Genomic DNA, 14,972 nt, shown 5'->3' on the forward strand with positions numbered 1-14,972 from the left:
GAGGGTTTGCCTCTGGCGGGCATTGGTTTTTGTATGGCCTGTGTGGGCCCGGATCTCAGCGTTTCACCGCCACCGGCTTGCGCAGTTCGGCGCGCTTGCTCAACAGGTCGAACACCGCCGGGTAGGCCGGGCGTTCGATGTAGCGCCCGGCACCCCGTTCGGCCCGCAGGTCGCCATCGGCCCAGACCAGCCGGCCCTGGCTGATGGTATGGCTGGGAATGCCGCGCACGGTCTTGCCTTCGAAGATGTTGAAGTCGACTTGCTGGTGATGGGTCTTGGCCGAGATCGTGCGAGTGCCCTGTGGATCCCACAGCACCAGGTCGGCATCGGCGCCTACGCGGATCGCGCCCTTGCGCGGGTAGAGGTTGAAGATCTTCGCGGTGTTGGTGGAGGTCAGCGCGACGAATTCCTGCATCGACAGGCGCCCGCTGTTGACCCCTTCATCCCAGAGCACCGCCATGCGGTCTTCGATGCCGGCCGTGCCATTGGGAATCTTGCTGAAGTCGTCGCGACCGGCGGCTTTCTGATCGGCGCAGAAACAGCAGTGATCGGTGGCGGTGGTGTGCAGGTTGCCCGATTGCAGGCCGTGCCAGAGTGCCTCCTGGTGGCCGCGGGGACGGAAGGGCGGGCTCATCACGTAACCGGCGGCGGTGTGCCAGTCCGGGTGCTGGTAGACGCTGTCATCCAGCAGCAGGTGCCCGGCCAGCACTTCACCGTAGACCGGTTGCCCCTTGCTGCGGGCGTAGGTGATTTCGTCCAGGGCTTCCTTGGTCGATACGTGCACCAGGTACAGCGGCGTGCCGAGGGTTTCGGCGATGCGGATCGCCCGGCTTGCCGCCTCGCCCTCGACCTGTGACGGCCGCGACAGCGGGTGTGCTTCCGGCCCGGTCATGCCCTGGGCCATCAACTTGCGTTGCAGGTGATAGACCAGTTCGCCGTTCTCCGCATGTACGGTGGGCACGGCCCCGAGTTCCAGGCAGCGTTCGAAACTGGCGACCAGGGTGTCGTCGGCCGCCATGATGGCGTTCTTGTAGGCCATGAAGTGCTTGAAGCTGTTGACCCCGTGCTGGCTGACCAATTCGGCCATTTCCTCGCGGACCTGCTCGCTCCACCAGGTGATGGCGACATGAAAGCCGTAGTCGGCGGCGGACTTCTCGGCCCAGCCGCGCCACTGCTGAAAAGCTTCGAGCAGGGACTGCTGGGGGTTGGGGATCACGAAGTCGATGATCGAGGTGGTGCCGCCGGCAAGGCCCGCAGCGGTGCCGCTGTAGAAGTCCTCGCTGGCGACTGTGCCCATGAAGGGCAGTTGCATGTGGGTATGGGGGTCGATGCCGCCGGGCATCAGGTACTGGCCGCTTCCATCGAGCACTTCGCAGCCTGCGGGAATTTCCAGATTGTTACCGATGGCTTTGATCAAGCCGTCGGCGCAGAGGACATCGGCGCGGTAACTTTCATCATGGGTAATTACAGTGGCGCCACGGATCAACAGAGACATTCCGAGTTCCTCGCAGGCAAGACCGGCTTGTGCCGGTTCTAAGTGTTTTATATGTAGCAGGCTAAGGAAGTTGTATTCCTGTCAGCGCTGTCAGGATTAAACGCTAGCTGGAGTTAGGCGAATGAGCAAGAATATTTTTTATATGCTTATAACTATCTTAAGTCATTGAATATAAACAGATAAAACTTATATTCCGCATATTGGTGCGACCGTTCACCATTTTGACGCACTTGACAGGAACCCAATATGGTCGAGATTTGTCATGTGAAATCAGCTATTTGAGGTCAGCCTGTTGCGAAGGAAAAATTCATCTATAAATATAACGCACCAGAATGAGTCCTGACGGGTTGGACAACTTGCCTGGCATTCAGCCTGAGTGTGCAGGTCAGTTGTCGCAGGCAGGCTGGTTTTGAAACAAAAACGAAAAGATATCAGTTGTTTACATGGATTTTACTGATCCGCACCGAAGCCTGGCAGCGTCCGCGGCACGCTTCGCGGCACGCTTATTGATTGCCGCCGCTGACACCTTGGTCGGAAGGTAAAAGTTGTCAGTTCTCCGGCCATCGTTTGGCTCGCGGTTACTCCGTTGGCCAGCCCGATGAGCAAAATAATCAAAAGAACAGTGGAGCGGCCATGCAACAGAACAGATCCCAGGTCACCGAGCGCGACGGGTTGTACGAACTGGACGCCGGCAGTGACGTCCTCGACAGCCCCAGGTACAACCACGACATTGCCCCGACCAAGGTGCATGAGCGCACTTGGAACAAATGGCACATCACCGCGCTGTGGGTCGGCATGTCGATCTGCGTACCGACCTATACCCTGGGCGGGGTGCTGACAGCGTACTTCGGCCTGAGCGTCGGCGAAGCACTGCTGGCGATCCTGCTGGCCAACGTCATCGTCCTGATTCCGCTGACCCTCAATGCCTTTGCCGGGACCAAGTACGGTATTCCGTTCCCGGTATTGCTGCGGTCCTCCTTCGGGGTGATCGGCTCCAACGTACCCTGCCTGATCCGCGCCCTGGTCGCTTGTGGCTGGTTCGGTATCCAGACCATGTTCGGCGGGCTGGCAATCCATCTGTTTCTGGGCTCGATCTTCGAGGGCTGGAAATCCCTCGGCGGCACCGGCGAGGTTATTGGCTTCATGGTGTTCTGGGCCCTGAACCTGTGGGTGGTGCTGCGCGGGGCCGAGTCGATCAAATGGTTGGAGACCCTATCGGCGCCGCTGTTGGTGCTGGTGGGGCTGGGGCTGCTGGTGTGGGCCATGCCGAACGTTTCCCTGACCGAGTTGATGGCGCAGCCACCCAAACGGCCGGAAGGCGCCAGCGTCTGGAGTTACTTTTTCGCCGGTTTGACCGCCATGGTCGGCTTCTGGGCCACCCTGTCGTTGAACATTCCGGATTTCAGCCGCTACGCAAAAAGCCAGAAGGACCAGATCGTCGGGCAGATCATCGGCCTGCCGCTGACCATGTTCCTGTTCGCCGCCCTGGGCGTGGTGCTGACCGCCGCCTCGGAAAAACTGGTGGGGGTGACAGTGTCCGATCCGGTGACCCTCATCGGTCACATCCAGAGCCCGCTCTGGGTCGCGCTGGCCATGGCCTTGATCATCATTGCCACCTTGTCCACCAACACCGCGGCGAACATTGTGTCGCCGACCAATGACTTCCAGAACCTGGCGCCCAAGCTGATCAACCGGACCATGGCGGTGATGCTCACAGGGCTGGTGGGCCTGGCCCTGATGGGCCATGAACTGCTGAAAAAACTGGGCTGGATTGTCTCCGAGATCAGCCTGGAATCGGTGTATTCCAACTGGCTGCTGGGTTATTCGAGCTTGCTTGGACCGATCGCCGGGATCATGGTGGTGGACTATTTCCTGATCAAGAAACAGCAACTGGACCTGGCGGGGCTGTACCGCGATGACGTGTACCCGGCGTGGAACTGGTTCGGTTTCATCGCGTTCGGCGTACCGGTGGTGCTGACCCTGTTGTCCCTGGGCAGCGATGCGTTCAGTTGGTTCTACAGTTACGGCTGGTTCACCGGTTCGGCCCTGGGAGGCCTGATTTACTACGGGTTGTGCACGATGCGGCCGGACGCTTCCATTGCGAAATCGGCGGTATGACTGCAGGCCTCATCGCGGGCAAGCCCGCTCCCACAGAGCGGAGCATGTGCCTGGTACCTGACAAAACAATAACAGCCTGAGGAGATCCCCATGAACGCGGCCGTAGACGTTCTGCAATCGAACCATCAGCACATCAATCGCGACCGCCTGTGGCAGTCGCTCATGGAGCTGGCCAGGCTCGGCGCCACGGTCAAGGGCGGCGTCTGTCGCCTGGCCCTGACCGACCTTGACCGTCAGGCCCGGGACATCTTTGTGCGCTGGTGCGAGGACGCTGGGTGCAGCGTGAGCATCGATGCCGTGGGCAACATTTTTGCCCGTCGTCCGGGGCGCAACCCGGGCTTGCCACCGGTGATGACCGGCAGCCACATCGACACCCAACCCACCGGCGGCAAGTTCGACGGCTGCTTTGGCGTGCTGGCCGGGGTCGAAGTGCTGCGCACGCTCAACGACCTGGGGGTGGAGACCGAGGCGCCACTGGAGGTGGTGGTCTGGACCAACGAGGAAGGCTCGCGGTTTGCCCCGTGCATGATGGGTTCCGGGGTGTTTGCCGAAAAGTTCACCCTGGAAGAAACCCTGGCCAAGGTCGATGCCGAGGGGGTGACGGTCGGTGAGGCACTCAACGCGATTGGTTATGCCGGACCGCGCCAGGTCAGCGGGCATGCGGTGGGGGCTTACTTTGAAGCGCACATCGAGCAAGGGCCGATCCTGGAGGACGAGCGCAAGACCATCGGTGTGGTGATGGGGGCGCTCGGGCAGAAATGGTTCGACCTCAAGCTGCGTGGTGTCGAGGCCCACGCCGGGCCGACGCCGATGCACCTGCGCAAGGACGCCCTGGTGGGGGCCGCCGTGATAGTCGGAGCGGTCAATCGCGCGGCCCTCGGTCATCAGCCCCACGCCTGTGGCACCGTCGGTTGTCTGCAAGCCTATCCGGGATCGCGCAACGTGATCCCCGGCGAGGTGCGCATGACCCTGGACTTCCGGCATCTGCAGCCGGCGCGACTGGACTCGATGATTGCCGAGGTGCGCGAGGTGATCGACAGTACCTGCCAGGAGCACGGCCTGACGTATGAGCTGACGCCGACCGCCGATTTCCCACCGTTGTACTTCGACCAAGGCTGTGTCGAGGCCGTACGCGGCGCGGCCCAGGGCCTGGGCCTGTCCCATATGGATATTGTCAGTGGCGCGGGGCATGACGCGATCTTCCTCGCCGAACTGGGCCCGGCCGGGATGATTTTCGTGCCGTGCGAGGGCGGCATCAGTCACAACGAAATCGAAAACGCCACGCCAGACGATCTGGCGGCGGGTTGTGCGGTGTTGCTGCGGGCGATGCTGGCGGCATCGGCGGCGATCGCCAAGAGGTAGGCCCAAGGCACAAAAAAACCGCCAGGATCGGCGTCAGCCGATCGTGGCGGTTTTTTCGTGCAGCGCGAAGATTACTCTTCGATGTTGCCCATGGCAGTGGTGTTGAAGCCGCCGTCCACGTACATGATTTCGCCGCTGATGCCGGATGCCAGGTCCGAGCACAGGAACGCGCCGGCGTTGCCAACTTCGTCGATGGTGACGTTACGACGCAGCGGGGTTTGCGCTTCGTTGGCGGCCAGCATCTTGCGGAAGTTCTTGATGCCCGAAGCTGCCAGGGTGCGGATCGGGCCAGCCGATACGCAGTTTACGCGGGTACCGTCCGGGCCCAGGGAGCCGGCCAGGTAACGCACGCCTGCTTCCAGGGAAGCCTTGGCCATGCCCATCACGTTGTAGTTCGGCATGGTGCGTTCGGCACCCAGGTACGACAGGGTCAGCAGGCTGCCGTTGCGGCCTTTCATCATTTCGCGACCAGCCTTGGCCAGGGCCACGAAGCTGTAGGCGCTGATGTCGTGGGCAATGCGGAAACCGTCACGGGTGGTGGCTTCGGTGAAGTCGCCGTCCAGTTGGTCGCCCGGGGCGAAGCCGACGGAGTGCACGATGCAGTCCAGGCCGTCCCACTTTTTGCTCAGCGCTTCGAAGACCTTGGCGATTTCTTCATCGCTGGCCACGTCGCACGGGAAGCACAGTTCAGGGCTCGAGCCCCAGCCTTGTGCGAACTCTTCGACGCGACCCTTGAGTTTGTCGTTCTGATAAGTGAAGGCAAGCTCAGCGCCCTCGCGATGCATGGCGGCAGCGATGCCGGATGCGATGGACAGCTTGCTGGCGACACCGACGATCAGTACGCGCTTACCGGCGAGAAAACCCATGTGTTGCTCCTCTTTCAGGTTATTGCGCAGTGTCTGGTGCCAGGAAAGCGGCTTCCAGCAACTGCTGTGTATACGGATGTTGGGGGGCGGCAAAGATACCTTGCGCGTCTCCCTGTTCGACCACTTGGCCATGCTTGACCACCATCAGTTGGTGGCTCAGCGCTTTCACCACAGCCAGGTCATGGCTGATAAACAGATACGTCAGGTTGTACTTGCTTTGCAGTCTGCGCAGCAGTTCAACCACTTGGCGTTGCACGGTGCGGTCCAGAGCCGAAGTCGGCTCGTCCAGCAAAATCAACGCCGGTTTTAGCACTAAAGCCCGGGCAATGGCGATTCTTTGCCGTTGCCCGCCGGAAAATTCATGGGGGTAGCGGTGCCGGGTTGCCGGGTCCAGTCCTACCTCCTCAAGGGCTGCAATGATAGCCAGCTCCTGTTCGGCTTGCGTACCGATCTTGTGGATCTGCAAGCCTTCGCCGACGATCTGGCTCACGCACATGCGTGGGCTCAGGCTGCCGAAGGGGTCCTGGAAGACCACCTGCATCTCCCGCCGCAGCGGTCTGACCTGCTGCTGCGTCAAGCCGTCCAACTGCTTGCCTGCAAAGCGGATCGCGCCTTTGCTGGCGATCAAACGCAAAATCGCCAGGCCCAGGGTCGATTTCCCCGAACCACTCTCGCCGACAATACCCAGGGTCTGGCCCTGGGGCAGGCTGAAGTTGATGCCATCCACCGCTTTCACATAATCGACCGTGCTGCGCAAGAAGCCTTTCTTGATCGGGAACCAGACTTTCAGGTCCTCGACTTGCAGCAGCGGCGGCCCGATTTCATTGGTTGCAGGCCGCCCGCTGGGCTCCGCGGCCAACAGCTCACGGGTGTACGGATGCTGCGGCGCGCGAAACAATTCTGCGCAGGATGCCTGTTCGACGATGCAACCGCGCTGCATGACACATACCCGATGCGCAATTCTTTGCACCAGGTTCAAATCGTGGCTGATCAGCAGCAGCGCCATGCCCAGGCGCGCCTGCAACTCCTTGAGCAATTCGAGGATTTTCAGCTGCACGGTAACGTCCAGCGCGGTGGTCGGTTCGTCGGCGATCAACAGTTCCGGCTCGTTGGCCAGGGCCATGGCGATCATCACCCGCTGGCGCTGGCCGCCGGACAATTCGTGGGGCAGCGCCTTGAGGCGCTTGTGCGGCTCGGGGATGCCCACCAGCTCCAGCAGCTCCAGGGTGCGCCGGGTCGCGACTTTGCCGGTCAGGCCCTTGTGGATCCCGAGCACTTCGTTGATCTGCTTCTCGATGCTGTGCAGCGGGTTCAGCGAGGTCATGGGCTCCTGGAAGATCATCGCGATCCGGTTACCGCGGATGTGGCGGATGGTTTTCTCTTTCAGGCTCAGCAGGTCGTGTCCGGCGTACTGGATGGTCCCTGTGGGGTGACGAGCGAGGGGGTAGGGCAGCAGGCGCAGGATCGAGTGCGCCGTGACCGACTTGCCCGAACCACTTTCGCCCACCAGGGCCAGGGTCTCCCCGCGCTTGATGTCGAAGCTGACGCCTTGCACCACGCGCTGCTGGTGTTCGCCAACCACGAACTCGACGCTGAGGTCGCGCACTTCGATCAGATTGTCCTGATTCATTTCACTTCCTCGGGTCGAAGGCATCGCGAGCGGACTCGCCGATAAATACCAGCAGGCTGAGCATCACCGCCAGCACGGCAAAGGCACTGATGCCCAGCCAGGGTGCCTGCAGGTTGGATTTGCCCTGGGCCACCAGCTCACCCAGGGACGGGGCGCCGGGTGGCAGGCCAAAGCCGAGGAAGTCCAGGGCGGTGAGGGTGCCGATGGCGCCCGTGAGAATGAACGGCATGAAGGTCATGGTCGAGACCATGGCGTTGGGCAGGATATGGCGGAACATGATCGCCCCGTTCTGCATGCCCAGCGCCCGGGCGGCGCGCACGTACTCCAGGTTGCGTCCACGCAGGAACTCGGCACGCACCACGTCCACCAGGCTCATCCAGGAAAACAGCAGCATGATCCCCAGCAGCCACCAGAAATTGGGCTGCACGAAGCTGGCGAGGATGATCAGCAGGTACAGCACCGGCAACCCCGACCAGATTTCCAGGAAGCGCTGGCCCAGCAAGTCGACCCAGCCGCCATAAAAACCCTGCAGGGCCCCGGCGATAACGCCGATCATCGAGCTGAGCACGGTCAGGGTCAGGGCGAACAGCACCGACACCCGAAAGCCATAGATCACCCGCGCAAGCACGTCCCGGCCCTGGTCATCGGTGCCCAGCAGGTTATCCGCCGAGGGCGGGGCCGGGGCCGGGACTTTCAGGTCGTAGTTGATGCTCTGGTAGCTGAAGGGGATCGGTGCCCACAGGGTCCAGGCGTCCTTGGCCTTGAGCAGTTCGCGGATGTAGGGGCTCTTGTAGTTGGCTTCCAGCGGGAACTCGCCGCCGAAGGTGGTTTCCGGGTAGCGCTTGAGTGCCGGGAAGTACCATCCGCCGTCGTAATGCACCGCCAGCGGCTTGTCGTTGGCAATCAGTTCGGCGCCCAGGCTCAGGCCAAACAGGATCAGGAACAGCCACAGCGACCACCAGCCACGCTTGTTGGCCTTGAACAGTTCGAAACGCCGGCGGTTGAGAGGGGACAGGTTCATCTCAATGCTCCCGGGTTTCGAAGTCGATGCGCGGATCGACCAGGGTGTAGGTGAGGTCGCCGATCAGTTTCACCACCAGGCCGAGCAAGGTGAAGATGAACAGCGTGCCGAAGACCACCGGGTAGTCGCGGTTGATCGCCGCCTCGAAACTCATCAAGCCGAGGCCGTCGAGGGAGAAGATCACCTCCACCAGCAGGGAGCCGGTGAAGAAGATCCCGATGAAGGCTGAGGGGAATCCGGCGATTACCAGCAGCATGGCGTTGCGGAACACGTGGCCATAGAGCACCCGATGACGAGTCAGGCCCTTGGCTCGGGCCGTGACCACGTACTGCTTGTTGATTTCGTCGAGAAAGCTGTTCTTGGTCAGCAGGGTCATGGTTGCGAAGTTGCCGATCACCAGCGCCGTGACGGGCAGTGCCAAGTGCCAGAAGTAGTCGAGGATCTTGCCACTCCAGCTCAATTCGTCGAAGTTGTTCGAGGTCAGGCCGCGTAAGGGGAACCAGTCCAGGTAGCTGCCCCCAGCGAACACCACGATCAGCAGGATGGCGAACAGGAACGCCGGGATCGCGTAGCCGACGATGATCGCCGAGCTGGTCCAGACATCGAAGTGACTGCCGTGGCGGGTGGCCTTGGCGATCCCCAGGGGGATCGACACCAGGTACATGATCAGGGTGCTCCACAGCCCGAGGGAGATCGATACCGGCATCTTTTCCTTGATCAGGTCGATGACCTTGGCGTCGCGAAAGAAGCTTTCACCGAAATCCAGGCGGGCGCAGTTCTTGACCATGATCCACAAGCGTTCCGGCGCCGACTTGTCGAAACCGTACATGTGCTCGATTTCCTTGATCAGCGCCGGGTCCAGGCCCTGGGCGCCACGGTAGCTGGAGCCGGCCACCGAGACTTCCGCGCCGCCACCGGCAATCCGGCTGGTAGCGCCTTCGAAGCCTTCGAGCTTGGCAATCATCTGCTCTACAGGGCCGCCGGGGGCCGCCTGGATGATCACGAAGTTGATCAACAGGATGCCGAACAGGGTCGGGATGATCAGCAACAGTCGCCGTAATATGTACGCCAGCATCTTATTGCTCCACGCCTGCAGGTTCGGTTTGCTCGTTGGTCAGCACCTCGATCGCGGGCTTGGCATCGGGCTTGATCCACCAGGTGTTGATGCCTATGTCATAGGCCGGCGAAATCTTGGGGTGGCCGATGTGGTTCCAGTACGCCACGCGCCAGGTCTTGATGTGCCAGTTGGGGATCACGTAATAGCCCCATTGCAGCACTCTGTCGAGCGCCCTGGCGTGGGCCACCAGGCTCTGGCGTGAATCGGCGTTGATCAGTTCTTCCACCAGTTGGTCGATGGCCGGGTCCCTCAGGCCGATGGTGTTGCGGCTGCCGGGCTTGTCGGCACTTTCCGATTTCCAGAATTCACGCTGTTCGTTGCCCGGCGAGTTGGACTGCGGGAAGCTGCCGACCACCATGTCGAAGTCCCGTGAGCGCACGCGGGTGATGTACTGGGACACATCGACCCGGCGGATCACCAGCTCGATCCCCAGGTCACTGAGGTTGCGCTTGAACGGCAGCAGGACCCGCTCGAATTCGGTCTGGGCCAGCAGGAACTCGATGCTCACTGGTTTACCGGTGGTGTCGACCATCTTGTCGTCGACGATGCGCCAGCCGGCTTCCTGCAGCAGTTGGTAGGCCTGGCGCTGCTGGGCGCGGATCATGCCGCTGCCGTCACACACCGAGTTCTCGAAGGGCTGGCTGAACACCTGGTCGGGGATCTTGCCGCGCAAGGGTTCGAGGATCGCCAGTTGCTCGGCATCCGGCAGGCCGCTGGCGGCCATTTCCGAATTTTCGAAGTAGCTGCGAGTGCGGGCGTAGGCACCGTTGAACAGTTGTTTGTTGGTCCATTCGAAGTCCAGCAGCAGGCTCAGGGCCTGGCGCACTCGCACGTCCTGGAACACCGGGCGGCGCAGGTTGTAGACGAAACCTTGCATGCCGGTGGGGTTGCCGTTGGGGATCTGCTCCTTGATCAGCCGACCTTCGGTGACGGCGGGAATATTGTAGGCGTTGGCCCAGTTCTTGGCGGTCATTTCCAGCCAGTAATCGAACTGTCCGGCCTTGAGTGCCTCCAGTGCCACCGTGTTGTCGCGGTAGTAGTCGGTGCTCAGGGTGTCGAAATTGTAGAAGCCGCGGTTGATCGGCAGGTCCTTGCCCCAGTAGTCCTTGACCCGTTGATAACGGATCGAACGCCCGGCCTTGACCTCGCTGACCTGGTACGGACCGCTGCCCAACGGCGCCTCGAGGTTGCCCTTGCTGAAGTCGCGGTTTTGCCACCAGTGCTTGGGCAGCACCGGCAGTTGGCCAAGGATCAGTGGCAGCTCGCGGTTATTGTTGTGCTTGAACTTGAACAGGACCCGCAGCGGGTCTTCGGCGATCACTTCTGCCACGTCGCCGTAGTAGCCGCGGAACAGGGGCGCGCCGTCCTTGATCAGGGTCTGGAAGCTGAAGACCACGTCCTCGGCGCGCACCGGATGACCGTCATGGAAGCGGGCTTCGGGGCGCAGGTAGTAACGCACCCAGCTGTTGTCCGGGGCCTTTTCGATCTTGCCGGCCAGCAGTCCGTACTCGGTGAAGGGTTCATCCAGGCTCTGGCGGGCCAGGGTGTCGTAGATCAGGTCGATGTTGTCGGCCGGCACACCCTTGCTGATGAAGGGGTTGAGGCTGTCGAACCCGCCGAAACCGGCCTGGCGGAAGATCCCGCCCTTGGGCGCGTCGGGATTGACGTAGGCAAAGTGCTTGAAGTCAGCCGGGTACTTGGGTGGCTCGTTGTACAGGGTCAGGGCATGTTGCGGGGCCGCTTGGGCGACGCAGGCCAGTCCTGCGAAGACCAGGCCCAGCAGGGTACGCAAAGGCATCATTGGGCTTTCTCCGAAGTCTTCAGCCACCAGGCGTTGAGCCCCAGCGTGTAGGGCGGCGTGGTGACGAAGGCGAACCGGTTGCGGTACGCCAGGCGATGATAATTGATGTACCAGTTGGGAATGATGTAGTGCTGCCACAGCAGCACCCGGTCCAGGGCCTTGCCGGCGGCCAGTTGCGCGTCACGGGATTGGGCGGCGAGCAGTTGTTCCAGCAGGTGGTCGACCACCGGGTTGGCCACGCCGGCGTAATTCTTGCTGCCCTTGACCTTGGCCTGGCTGGAGTGGAAGTACTGCCACTGCTCCAGGCCCGGGCTCAGGGTCTGATCGAGGGTCATCAGGATCATGTCGAAATCGAACTGGTCCAGGCGCTGTTTGTACTGGGCCCGGTCGACGGTGCGCAGGCGGGCGTCGATGCCGATGCTGGCGAGGTTTTCCGTGTAGGGCTGGAGAATGCGCTCCAGGTTCGGATTGACCAGCAGGATCTCCAGGCGCAGCGGTTGGCCGGCGGCATTCTGCAGGCGCTGGCCGCTGAGCTTCCAGCCGGCCTCGGCGAGCAGGCCAAGGGCCTGGCGCAGGGTGTCGCGGGGAATCCCGCGGCCATCGGTCTGCGGCAGGCTGAAGGGGGCGGTGAACAGCTTGGCGGGCAACTGCTCGCGATAGGGTGAGAGCATCAGCCACTCGTGACCCACCGGCAGGCCGGTGGCGGCAAACTCACTGTTGGGGTAAAAACTCATGGCCCGTTTGTAGGCGCCGCTGAACAGGGTGCGATTGGTCCATTCGAAGTCGAACATCAGGCCCAGGGCTTCGCGCACCTTGGCGTCGGCGAACGAGGCGCGCCGGGTGTTCATGAACAGGCCTTGGGTCTGGGTCGGGATCTGGTGCTCGATCTGCGCCTTGACCACCTCGCCACGGCGTACGGCGGGGAAGTTGTAGCCATTGGCCCAGTTTTTCGCCTGGTGCTCGATGTAGATGTCGAACTCGCCGGCCTTGAAGGCTTCGAACGCCACATCGCTGTCGCGATAGAACTCGACTTCGACGCGATCGTAGTTGTATTTGCCGCGATTGACCGGCAAATCCTTGCCCCAGTAATCCTTCACTCGCTCGAACAGCAACTGCCGGCCTGGCGACACCCGGGTGATGCGGTACGGCCCGCTGCCCAGCGGCGCCTGGAAGGTGGTGGCCTTGAAATCGCGGCCTTTCCAGTAATGCTGGGGCAATACCGGCAACTCGCCCAGGCGCAGGATCAGCAACGGGTTGCCCGCCCGCTTGAACACGAAGCGGATGCGCAGGGGGCTGAGGATATCCACCCGCTGCACTTCCTGCAGGCTGGTGCGATAGCGCGGATGGCCTTCCTTGAGCAGCAGCCGGTAGGAAAAGGCCACGTCGCGGGCGGTAATCGGCTGGCCATCGTGAAAGCGTGCTTCGGGCCGCAGGTTGAACACCACCCAGCTGCGGTCCTCGCTGTACTCGACGGACTGGGCGATCAAGCCGTAGCTGGAGGCCGGTTCGTCCCCTGATGGCGCGTACTGGCCGGTGCCGACCATCAACGGTTCGTTCAACTCGTTGATTCCGTACTGCAGGAAGTTAGCCGTGGCGACCGGGCTGGTGCCCTTGAAGGTGTAGGGATTGAGGGTGTCGAACGTGCCAAAGGCCATGAGCCGCAACGTACCGCCCTTGGGCGCTTGCGGGTTTACCCAGTCGAAGTGGGTGAAACGTGTCGGGTACTTGAGTGTGCCGAACTGCGCATAACCATGGCTTTCGCTGATCGTCGCGCATGCGGGGAAGCTCAAGGCCAGACTGATCAGGAACAGGGGCAGGGGACGCTTCAAGTCAGAGATCCGATCCAGGCGGCTTGGGCTACATGGTTCGTACAGTAACAGCTTGTATGGGCAGGAAAAAGGTAGGGTTCAAGGTTCTCCCACGCAACACGGGCCATCGTTGACGACCATCGCCGGCAAGCCGGCTTCCACAAGGTTTGCGGTAGAAACTGTGGGAGCTGGCTTGCCAGCGATGCACTAAAGAACAACGCGGTGATTCAGGATGTACGCGTCATCGTTGGCGACCATCGCAGGCAAGGGGGCTCAGCGTGGCGAGGAGACCGTCAGCATCTGCCCAGGCTTGAGTGCCTGGCCAACGCGCGGGTTCCAGCGCTTGAGGTGTTGCATCTCGACGTTGAAGCGCTTGGCTACCATGTACAGCGAGTCGCCTTGCTTGACCTTGTACTGGGTCTGCTTCTTGGTGTTGGCGGCCAGCACCGTAGTGGTGCGGCCGGTGCTGCGCTTGCGGGTGTCCTGCATGACCAGGGTCTGGCCGGCCTTGAGGTTCTTGCCGGTCAAGTTGTTCCAGCGCTGCAGGTCCTTGACGTCGACCCGGTTGGCCTTGGCGATGGAGGTCAGGTTGTCGCCGCGCTTGACCCGATAGCTACGCTTGGCCGTAGCCAGCGCCGGGCTGTCTGCGCCCTCGAACACCGGCTTGAGCGAACGCTTGCTGATCAGCTCTTCGGGTTTCATGGTCGACAGGCTGGTCGTCAGCAGTTGCGCCTTGGACGTTGGCACCAGCAGGTGCTGAGGGCCGTCGATGGTGGTGCGTTGCTTGAAGGCCGGGTTGAGCTGGAACAGTTCGTCTTCGTCGATGTTGGCCACCGCGGCAACCTTGGACAGGTCCATGCGCTGGTTGATCTCGACGACTTCGAAGTAGGGTTCGTTGGCGATCGGATTGAGGTTCACGCCGTAGGCTTCGGGCGCCAGGACCACTTGCGAGAGGGCCAGCAGCTTGGGCACGTAGGCCTGGGTTTCTGCCGGCAACGGCAGGTTCCAGTAGTCGGTGGGCAGGCCGAGCTTTTCGTTGCGCTCGATGGCCCGGCTGACCGTGCCTTCGCCGGCGTTGTAGGCCGCCAGGGCCAACAGCCAGTCGCCGTTGAACATGTCGTGCAGCTTGGTCAGGTAGTCCATCGCGGCCGTGGTGGAGGCCGTGATGTCGCGACGACCATCGTAGAAGCGGGTCTGGCGCAGGTTGAAATAACGCCCGGTGGACGGAATGAACTGCCACAGGCCGACGGCATGGGAACGCGAGTAGGCCATCGGGTTGTAGGAGCTTTCAATGACTGGCAGCAGGGCCAGTTCCAGCGGCATGTTGCGTTCTTCGAGGCGTTCGACGATGTAGTGGATGTACAGGCTGCCGCGCTCGCCGGCGCTTTCCAGGTAGGACGGGTTGCTGGCGAACCACAAGCGCTGTTGCTCGATGCGCGGGTTGACGCCCAGGCCATCTTGCAGCTGGAAGCCCTGGCGCATGCGCTCCCAGACATCCTGGGGAATTTCCGGGGCGGGCTTCTCGCTGAGCCAGATCGGTTTTTGCTTGGTGCGTACGGATAAGGTGTGGGCCGCGTCGGTTTGCGGCAACTGACTGGTGCTGCTACAGCCCGCCAGGGTGGCGGACACAGCCACCGCGATGGCTTGAGCCAAGCGGGTCAATGCGTCTGAATGGATGGATTTACGAATAGATGACGACATTGGCTGGAAGTAAGTTCCGGGCAAAAATGTCGGGCGATTCTAGAAAGCGCACC

At 61.8% G+C, this 14,972-nt stretch carries 10 protein-coding genes; 2 read left to right on the forward strand and 8 right to left on the reverse strand.

Features of this window, described 5'->3' with window-relative positions; translation table 11 throughout:
• Positions 1-55 precede the first annotated feature (55 nt).
• On the reverse strand, positions 56-1,495 hold the full coding sequence (gene hydA / locus ACM6IP_RS01265; protein WP_414860766.1) for a dihydropyrimidinase: 1,440 nt from the start codon (positions 1,493-1,495) through the stop codon (positions 56-58).
• Between the two features lie 633 nt (positions 1,496-2,128).
• On the opposite strand from hydA, the gene ACM6IP_RS01270 reads away from it, so the two are divergent.
• A complete protein-coding gene (locus ACM6IP_RS01270) occupies positions 2,129-3,613 on the forward strand; it encodes an NCS1 family nucleobase:cation symporter-1 (RefSeq protein ID WP_159995771.1) in 1,485 nt (494 codons plus the stop codon).
• A 90-nt stretch (positions 3,614-3,703) separates the two neighbouring features.
• Positions 3,704-4,975, forward strand: coding sequence for a Zn-dependent hydrolase (locus tag ACM6IP_RS01275; RefSeq protein ID WP_414860767.1), 1,272 nt, complete (start codon positions 3,704-3,706; stop codon positions 4,973-4,975).
• 71 nt (positions 4,976-5,046) lie between these two features.
• Here ACM6IP_RS01275 and fabI read toward each other — a convergent pair whose 3' ends face one another.
• The 7 genes from fabI to ACM6IP_RS01310 all read right to left on the reverse strand — a co-directional run bounded on the left by fabI (position 5,047) and on the right by ACM6IP_RS01310 (position 14,919).
• A complete protein-coding gene (fabI, locus tag ACM6IP_RS01280; RefSeq protein WP_007910591.1) occupies positions 5,047-5,841 on the reverse strand; it encodes an enoyl-ACP reductase FabI in 795 nt (264 codons plus the stop codon).
• A gap of 19 nt (positions 5,842-5,860) precedes the next feature.
• The gene (locus ACM6IP_RS01285; RefSeq protein ID WP_414860768.1) at positions 5,861-7,471 is read right to left on the reverse strand and encodes an ABC transporter ATP-binding protein; all 1,611 of its coding nucleotides are present in this window, start codon (positions 7,469-7,471) and stop codon (positions 5,861-5,863) included.
• Position 7,472: 1 nt separating this feature from the next.
• Positions 7,473-8,492 (reverse strand): ABC transporter permease, encoded by a 1,020-nt coding sequence (locus tag ACM6IP_RS01290; RefSeq protein ID WP_414860769.1) that lies wholly within the window; start codon positions 8,490-8,492, stop codon positions 7,473-7,475.
• 1 nt (position 8,493) lies between these two features.
• Positions 8,494-9,567 carry a microcin C ABC transporter permease YejB gene (locus ACM6IP_RS01295; RefSeq protein ID WP_414860770.1) on the reverse strand — a complete coding sequence of 358 codons (1,074 nt, stop codon included), beginning with the start codon at positions 9,565-9,567 and terminating at the stop codon, positions 8,494-8,496.
• Position 9,568: 1 nt separating this feature from the next.
• Entirely contained in the window at positions 9,569-11,410 is a 1,842-nt protein-coding gene (locus tag ACM6IP_RS01300; RefSeq protein ID WP_095168841.1) for an extracellular solute-binding protein, read from the reverse strand.
• Positions 11,407-13,239, reverse strand: a complete 1,833-nt coding sequence (locus ACM6IP_RS01305) for an extracellular solute-binding protein (protein WP_414860771.1) — start codon at positions 13,237-13,239, stop codon at positions 11,407-11,409. Before ACM6IP_RS01305 ends, ACM6IP_RS01300 begins: the two co-directional genes overlap by 4 nt.
• Before the next feature lie 252 nt (positions 13,240-13,491).
• A complete protein-coding gene (locus ACM6IP_RS01310; protein WP_401128849.1) occupies positions 13,492-14,919 on the reverse strand; it encodes a transglycosylase SLT domain-containing protein in 1,428 nt (475 codons plus the stop codon).
• Positions 14,920-14,972 lie beyond the last annotated feature (53 nt).

This window comes from Pseudomonas sp. IT-P176 (assembly GCF_949767245.1).
Classification (GTDB): Bacteria; Pseudomonadota; Gammaproteobacteria; order Pseudomonadales; family Pseudomonadaceae; genus Aquipseudomonas.

What these genes read in the sequence shown, in the direction of transcription:
- hydA (WP_414860766.1), bottom strand. Translation starts at nt 1,495, where the DNA reads ATGTCTCTGTTGATCCGTGGCGCCACTGTAATTACCCATGATGAAAGT.
- ACM6IP_RS01270 (WP_159995771.1), top strand. Translation starts at nt 2,129, where the DNA reads ATGCAACAGAACAGATCCCAGGTCACCGAGCGCGACGGGTTGTACGAA.
- ACM6IP_RS01275 (WP_414860767.1), top strand. Translation starts at nt 3,704, where the DNA reads ATGAACGCGGCCGTAGACGTTCTGCAATCGAACCATCAGCACATCAAT.
- fabI (WP_007910591.1), bottom strand. Translation starts at nt 5,841, where the DNA reads ATGGGTTTTCTCGCCGGTAAGCGCGTACTGATCGTCGGTGTCGCCAGC.
- ACM6IP_RS01285 (WP_414860768.1), bottom strand. Translation starts at nt 7,471, where the DNA reads ATGAATCAGGACAATCTGATCGAAGTGCGCGACCTCAGCGTCGAGTTC.
- ACM6IP_RS01290 (WP_414860769.1), bottom strand. Translation starts at nt 8,492, where the DNA reads ATGAACCTGTCCCCTCTCAACCGCCGGCGTTTCGAACTGTTCAAGGCC.
- ACM6IP_RS01295 (WP_414860770.1), bottom strand. Translation starts at nt 9,567, where the DNA reads ATGCTGGCGTACATATTACGGCGACTGTTGCTGATCATCCCGACCCTG.
- ACM6IP_RS01300 (WP_095168841.1), bottom strand. Translation starts at nt 11,410, where the DNA reads ATGATGCCTTTGCGTACCCTGCTGGGCCTGGTCTTCGCAGGACTGGCC.
- ACM6IP_RS01310 (WP_401128849.1), bottom strand. Translation starts at nt 14,919, where the DNA reads ATGTCGTCATCTATTCGTAAATCCATCCATTCAGACGCATTGACCCGC.